Origin of the sequence: Mesorhizobium sp. M0011, assembly GCF_040324155.1 — a bacterium.
Classification (GTDB): domain Bacteria; phylum Pseudomonadota; class Alphaproteobacteria; order Rhizobiales; family Rhizobiaceae; genus Mesorhizobium.
Window position 1 is genome coordinate 315,161 of record NZ_JAMYVQ010000003.1, and the last position, 7,308, is coordinate 322,468.

Annotated in this window: 5 protein-coding genes and 1 pseudogene; all 6 read left to right on the forward strand. The window is 59.9% G+C overall.

Annotated elements, in window-relative coordinates; genetic code table 11:
- The first annotated feature begins 48 nt into the window (after positions 1 to 48).
- Positions 49 to 1,944 (forward strand): ABC transporter ATP-binding protein, encoded by a 1,896-nt coding sequence (locus tag NKK51_RS05555; protein WP_023809553.1) that lies wholly within the window; start codon positions 49 to 51, stop codon positions 1,942 to 1,944.
- The gene (locus NKK51_RS05560) at positions 1,941 to 3,839 is read left to right on the forward strand and encodes an ABC transporter substrate-binding protein (protein ID WP_352551655.1); all 1,899 of its coding nucleotides are present in this window, start codon (positions 1,941 to 1,943) and stop codon (positions 3,837 to 3,839) included. Before NKK51_RS05555 ends, NKK51_RS05560 begins: the two co-directional genes overlap by 4 nt.
- A 2-nt stretch (positions 3,840 to 3,841) precedes the next feature.
- On the forward strand, positions 3,842 to 4,840 hold the full coding sequence (locus tag NKK51_RS05565; RefSeq protein ID WP_023809555.1) for an ABC transporter permease: 999 nt from the start codon (positions 3,842 to 3,844) through the stop codon (positions 4,838 to 4,840).
- The gene (locus NKK51_RS05570) at positions 4,837 to 6,018 is read left to right on the forward strand and encodes an ABC transporter permease (protein WP_031212616.1); all 1,182 of its coding nucleotides are present in this window, start codon (positions 4,837 to 4,839) and stop codon (positions 6,016 to 6,018) included. Before NKK51_RS05565 ends, NKK51_RS05570 begins: the two co-directional genes overlap by 4 nt.
- A 207-nt stretch (positions 6,019 to 6,225) precedes the next feature.
- On the forward strand, positions 6,226 to 6,705 hold the full coding sequence (locus NKK51_RS05575; RefSeq protein ID WP_023809557.1) for a class I SAM-dependent methyltransferase: 480 nt from the start codon (positions 6,226 to 6,228) through the stop codon (positions 6,703 to 6,705).
- A 154-nt stretch (positions 6,706 to 6,859) separates the two neighbouring features.
- Positions 6,860 to 7,308 (forward strand): annotated as a pseudogene (locus NKK51_RS05580) (helix-turn-helix domain-containing protein); the annotation flags it as partial.

The following is a 7,308-nucleotide window of genomic DNA, read 5'->3' on the forward strand; positions in this document are numbered from 1 at the left end:
TTTTGGGTCTGCCGCCCGGCAGACTGCCAGAGTGGGGCTGGTGTGAGGATGAATTCGGGCATTGATCTGCTGCGGATCGAGGATCTTGGCATCTCTTTTGCCATGATCGGGGGACCGTTGCATGCCGTCAGACGCGCAAATCTCCGCGTCCTGCCCGGCAAGGTTACCGCGCTTGTGGGCGAGTCCGGTTCCGGAAAATCGGTTCTCAGCCAGGCAGTGATGGGCATTTTGCCGAATACGGCCCACGTTCGCGGCCGTATCCTGTTTTCTGATCCTGAAAAGCCTGGCACGACGCAAGACATCCTGCAGATGCAGCGTGACGGAACCGAAATCCGGGCGTTGAGAGGCAGCCGCATCGGCAAAATCTTTCAGGAGCCAATGACATCGCTCTCGCCGCTGCACACGATCGGCAACCAGGTCAGCGAATCCTTGCAGATTCATACGCCTATGGCTCGGGCGGAGCGCAAGGCGCGGACCGAGGAAATGCTCGGCCTTGTCGGCTTCCCCAATCCCAAGCGCGCCTACGACATGTATCCATTTGAACTTTCGGGAGGATTGCGGCAACGCGCCATGATCGCCATGGCGCTTATCTGCCGGCCTGCTTTGTTGATCGCCGACGAGCCGACGACGGCGTTGGACGTCACCATCCAGGCGCAAATCCTGCAATTGCTGCGCGGGCTTCAGACCAAGCTGAACATGGCGATGCTGCTGATCACGCACGACCTCGGCGTGGTCGCCAATGTCGCCGACGAGGTGGTGGTCATGTACCATGGCGAGATCATGGAAATGGGGCCTGTCGAGGCGATATTCCGCCGGCCGGGCCACCCTTACCTGAAGGGCCTAATGGCAGCCGTTCCGCATTTCGACCTGAAGCCCGGTGAAAGGCTAAAGGCGCTCCGCGAGGTGCCGGTGAATGTCGGGAACCTGCTCGGCAAGCAGACTGCCCCGGCATCGAAGGGGCCAGACGACATCCTGCTGTCGGTAAGGGATCTGACTAAGACCTTCACCATCCGCAAGTCAGGATGGTTCAGCGGGGGGCATCAATCCTCTGTTCGCGCCGTGGACGGCGTGAGCTTCGACATCAGGCGGGGTGAGTGTCTGGGTCTGGTCGGCGAAAGCGGCTGTGGCAAAACAACCGTCAGCAAGATCCTCATGCGGGCCATTACCCCCAGCGGCGGTTCTGTGATCTTCAACGGCCGCGATGGACCGACCGACGTCCTGGGCGCAGAGGGAGATGCCCTGCGCATATTGCGCGCGAAAATCCAGATGGTCTTCCAGGACCCGGTTTCGTCGCTTTCACCTCGCATGACGGTGGAGAACATCTTGAGCGAGCCGCTGGAGATCCATGAGCGTGGCAATGCGGCGTCCCGACTCGCCACGGTCAAGAGCCTGATGCAGGCAATCGGGCTCGATCCGCGCTTCATCAAGCGTTATCCGCACAGTTTCTCCGGCGGGCAGCGTCAGCGCATCGGCATCGCGCGCGCATTGGCGCTGGGGCCTGAACTCCTGATCTGCGACGAGCCGGTTTCGGCGCTCGATGTCTCTGTCCAGGCGCAGATCCTGAATCTTCTGAAGGACCTGCAAAAAGAACTGGGCCTGACCTACCTGTTCATATCCCACAATCTGGCGGTGGTGGACTACATGGCAGACCGCATCGCGGTGATGTGCGGCGGGCGTATCGTCGAGCTTGCGCCGCGCGAAATTCTGCTCAGGAAACCAATCCACCCCTACACGCGCTCCCTGGTCGCCGCGGTACCTTTCCCCGATCTCGACCGGCCGATGGATTTCAAGACGCTGAAGCTCGGCGGCGCTTCCGACACCAGCGCATGGGGACCGCAATTCCGCGAAGAAGGCGACGAGGATGTCCTGGCGCCGCTCGATCTTGGCGGCGGCCACCTCGTGCTGGCCCGACGTTCGGCCGATGTCAGCGAGTTACGCCATTGATCAGCCGTCGCACCGTCCTTGGCGTGATGGCTTCGGCACTCCTGCCGGGCACGTCGCGCGCTGGCGACCTGGAGCCGGAATTTCTTCGGCCGCAGCTGACGGCCAGGGCGCTGCCGGCACTCACCGAGCGCCTGCCCAAGAGCCCGCGCGCCTTGAATCTCGCCACGATGGGCCGGCAGCCGGGCCAATATGGCGGCACGCTGCGTACGATCATCGGCAGCCAGAAAGATATCCGGATGATGACGATTTACGGATATTCTCGCCTGGTCGGCTACGACGAAAAGCTTAGCTTGCAGGCCGACATTCTCGAAAATTTCGACGTCGCGGATGATCGCATCTTCACGTTCAAGATACGGGAAGGACACAAATGGTCCGACGGCAGCCTGCTGACGCCGGAGGATTTTCGCTATTGTTGGGAAGATGTCTGGCTGAACGATGAGCTTTCGCAAGGCGGGCTCGCCCCGACCCTGATGGCGGACGGCAAGCCGCCACGCTTCGAGATCGTCGATCCGTTGACGGTGCGCTATAGTTGGGATGCGCCCAATCCCGACTTCCTGCCCAAGCTCGCTGCCGCTTCGCCGATATCGCTTGTTCTGCCATCCGCCTATCTCAAGCAGTTCCACAAGAAATATCAGGATCCATTCCGGCTCGCCGGCCTGATGAAGGAGAACCGGACCCAGAAGTGGACGCTCCTGCATATCCGTATGTCGCGGCAATATCGCCCGGAGAACCCGGAACTGCCGACGCTCGACCCCTGGCAGAACCGAACCAGGCCGCCGGCCGAGCAATTCATCTTCGAGCGCAACCCCTTCTTTCATCGGACAGACGAGAACGGCCGGCAACTGCCCTATGTTGACCGAATCATCATGAATGTCAGCTCATCGGCGATCATCTCCGCGAAGACCGGGGCGGGCGAGAGCGACCTGCAATGCATGGGAATTGACTTCAGCGATTACTCCTTCCTGAAGGACGCGGAGAAGCGCTATCCGGTGAAGATGCACCTCTGGAAACGCACACAGGGTTCTCGGCTGGCGCTGCTGCCGAATCTGAATTGTGCCGACCAGGTGTGGCGTGGCCTTCTGCGTGACGTGCGCGTGCGCCGCGCACTTTCGCTCGCCGTGGACAGGCGCGAGATCAATATGGCCGTGTTCTACGGATTGGCGCAGGAAAGCGCCGATACGGTTTTGTCCGAGAGCCCGCTCTACCGGCCGGAATTCGCTAAAGCTTGGGTTGCCCATGATCCCGACCAGGCCAACGCGCTGCTCGACGAGGTCGGGCTTCTGGCACGTGACGATGACGGCCTGCGGATACTTCCCGATGGACGCTCTGCCCAGATCATCGTGGAAACCGCCGGCGAAAGCACGCTGGAAACCGACGCGCTCGAACTCATCACCGATCACTGGCGAAAGATCGGCATCGCCCTGTTCATCCGGACTTCGCAGCGCGACATCTTCCGCAGCCGCGCGCTTGGCGGCCAGATCATGATGTCGATGTGGTCGGGCATCGACAATGGCGTGCCGACCGCCGACATGAACCCGAGTCAGTTGGCCCCCACAATCGACGATCAGCTGCAATGGCCGCTCTGGGGTGCTCACTACTTGTCTCATGGCAAGATGGGCGAGGCGCCCGATCTTCCTGCAGTGATCGAGTTAATGGTTTTGCTCAAGCGCTGGAACGCATCGACCGAAGCGACAGAGCGCGCCGAAATCTGGAATTCGATGCTGTCGATCTACACCGATCAGGTGTTTTCGATCGGGACCGTGAACGGAACGCATCAGCCGATTCTGGTGTCCTCACGGCTGCGCAATCTGCCTGACAAGGCGCTCTTCGGCTACGATCCGACCGCCTATTTCGGTGTCTACATGCCGGATACATTCTGGCTTGGAGAGTCCTGAGCGTGCTTCGATATATTGTCTGGCGCATTACTGTGATGGTTCCAACGCTGCTGGTGATATCAGCGCTGGTGTTCACGATCATCGAACTTCCCCCCGGCGACTATTTCGACAGCTATGTCGCCGAGCTTCGGGCACAGGGCGAAGGGGTGGATTCCGATCGCATCGAGATGATGCGCAAGGAATATGGTTTCGACAAGCCGCCGATCATTCGTTACTTCTATTGGGTCGGCGGGATGCTGCACGGCGATTTCGGCTATTCCTTCGAGTATGAGTTGCCGGTTCGCGACGTCGTCGGGGACCGAATGTGGCTGACTGTGCTGGTTTCCTTCGTCACGATCATCTTCACTTGGCTCATCGCCTTTCCGATCGGCATGTACTCCGCGACGCATCAATACAGTTGGGGCGATTACGGCCTGACCTTTTTTGGCCTCCTAGGCCTTGCCATTCCGAACTTCATGCTGGCGCTGATCCTGATGTATTTCGCCAACATCTGGTTCGGCACGTCCATCGGCCATCTCATGGACCCGCAATATCTCAGCGAGCCGATGAGCTGGGCCAAGGCGAAGTCGATACTCTCCCATCTCTGGATCCCGGTCTTGATCATCGGCACCGGCGGCACGGCAAGCATGATCCGGCGGCTGCGCGCCAATCTGCTCGATGAGCTACACAAGCAATATGTGGTGACCGCGCGCGCCAAAGGTCTTCATCCGTTCAGGGCGCTGGTCAAATATCCGCTGCGCATGGCGCTCAATTTCTTTATTTCCGACATCGGCTCCATCCTGCCGGCCATCATCTCCGGCGCCGAAATCACCGCGATCGTGCTGTCTTTGGAAACGACCGGGCCGATGCTGATCAAGGCGCTGCAAAGCCAGGACATGTATCTGGCGGGGTCGTTCCTGATGTTCCTCGCCTTCCTGACGGTTATCGGCGTCCTGATTTCCGACCTGGCGCTGGCGCTGCTGGATCCACGAATTCGTTTGCAGGGCGGCAGCACCAAATGAAAACGGATTCGCCGCTCCCCGCACCGAGTGCTCCACTAGAACACTATGTTTCCAGCGCGCCCTTTGATCTGCAGTCGGTCGAGGCGATGACGGTGGAGCAGTCGAAGGTCTTTCAGGCGTCGCAGTTGCGGCTGATGTGGTGGAAATTCCGCTTGCACCGGCTCGCCCTTGTATCCGGCATATTCCTGGTAGTGCTTTATTTCGGGATATTAATCTGCGAGTTCCTGGCGCCCTACAACCTGCACACGCGCAACATGGACTACATCTATTCGCCGCCGCAGCAGGTGCACCTGTTCCACAACGGCCAGTTCGTCGGGCCGTTCGTCTATGGCCGCCAGATGACGCTGGACATGGACACGCTCAAGCGGAACTACATCGACAACCAGGACGATGTTCAGCGGCTCCGTTTCTTCTGCAAGGCCGATCGTTACCGGTTCTGGGGCCTGATCGAAGGTGACAGGCATTTTGTCTGCGCTGCCGAAAACGGTCAGCTTTTCCTGGCGGGCACCGACCGGCTGGGGCGCGACGTGCTCTCGCGCATGATCTATGGCGCACGCATTTCACTGACAATCGGCCTCGTCGGCATCAGTTTCAGCTTCCTGCTGGGCATCGTCATCGGCGGACTGGCCGGTTATCACGGCGGTATCTTCGACCTGATCGTTCAACGAATAATCGAAGTTCTGCAATCGATTCCCAGCATTCCGCTATGGTTGGCCCTGGCGGCGATCATGCCGATAACCTGGAGCCCAATCCTGATCTATTTCGGCATCACCGTCATCCTCGGAGTGCTCGACTGGACCGGACTGGCGCGGGCCGTGCGTTCAAAGCTTCTGGCCTTGCGCGAGGAAGATTACGTTCTCGCCGCGCAGTTGATGGGCGCCGGAAGCAGCCGCATCATTAGGCGGCATCTCATTCCCGGCTTCATGTCGCATCTGATCGCGACGGCGACGCTCTCGATTCCTGGCATGATCCTGGGCGAGACGGCGCTGAGCTTCCTCGGGCTCGGCCTGAGGGCGCCGATAACCAGCTGGGGAATCCTGCTCACCGAGGCGCGCAGCGTCAGCGTGATCGCGTTCTATCCATGGCTTCTCCTGCCGATGCTCCCCGTCATTCTCGTCATCATGGCGTTTAACTTCCTCGGTGACGGCTTGCGGGACGCCGCAGATCCCTACAAGTGAGGTCGTTATTTTGCCGCGCGCCGTGCCGCCTATTCCACCCGGTATGATCCTTGCCGGCTGCCTGTACGGTTGTTGCAGTGTTCATCGTCCGCCTCTATATGTTCCGACACGTGATCGAGTTTGGCACTACGCCTTCGGGATACACCCGTGAACAGTTCGTGTCGGAGGCATTGCCGATCTTGAGCTGGTTCAGGACACACAAAGCATATGAGTCGCCTTGAGAATTTCATCAGCAGGATGACCGCACAGCGCGACATTCTCGACCAAGTCTGCGTCGAGGTGGCGAAGATGGAGGGGCTTGTGCTCGAGCTCGGCCTCGGCAACGGACGGACGTTCCACCATCTGCGCGAGCGCCTGCCCGGGCGCCGGATCGTGGTGTTCGACCGCGAAGTCGGTGCACATGCCAGCTCAATTCCCGAAGCCGAAAACCTCGTGCTCGGCGAAATACGCGAGACGGCCCGCAAGTTCATTGGCATCGAAGCCGCCCTTGTTCATGCCGACATCGGCACCGGCTATGACGATCGCGATGCAGTGACTGCTACCTGGCTTCCCGATCTGATTGCGAGCCTGCTTCGCGTCGGCGGCTTCGCGGTCAGTGGCACGCCGCTCGATCACCCGCTGCTGCAACGCCTCCCGGCGCCGACTTCAGAGCCCGCCGATCGTTATTTCCTCTGCAAGCGCGTGTGAGCGGCCGAGAGCCCTCATCTTTTCCCGCAAACGATGCTCTACCGCAATTCCAAGGGAAAGTGCTAGAGCGATTCCTATTTTGAGAGAATCGTAGGATTCCCAAAGCCGGATGTTTGTGATTCAAGATGCTGGCTGGATTGGAGGCCAGCATCTGATGACGCGAGCGCTTTCAAATGATCTTCGTGAGCGTGCAGTAGCGGCGGTTGGCGACGGGGAGACCTGCCGTGCGGTTGCCTCGCGCTTTGGCGTTGCGGTTTCCTCTGTAGTGAAGTGGTCGCAGCGTTACCGTGCCACTGGCTCGGTGGCGCCGGGCAAGATGGGCGGACATCGCAAGCGCGTTCTTGAGCCGCATCGGGCCTTCATTATGGAGCGGCTTAATCAGACCTCTGAACTGACGCTGCATCGGCTGAAGGACGAGTTGGATGCTCGCGGGGTCAAGGTCTCGCACAATACGGTGTGGCTGTTCCTGCGCCGCGAAGGCCTGAGCTTCAAAAAAAACTCTGTTCGCCCTTGAGCAGGCGCGTGCCGATATTGCCCGCAGGCGCCAGCGATGGCGCTCTTGGCAAAGCGGTCTCGATCCACAGTGCCTGGTCTTCATCGATG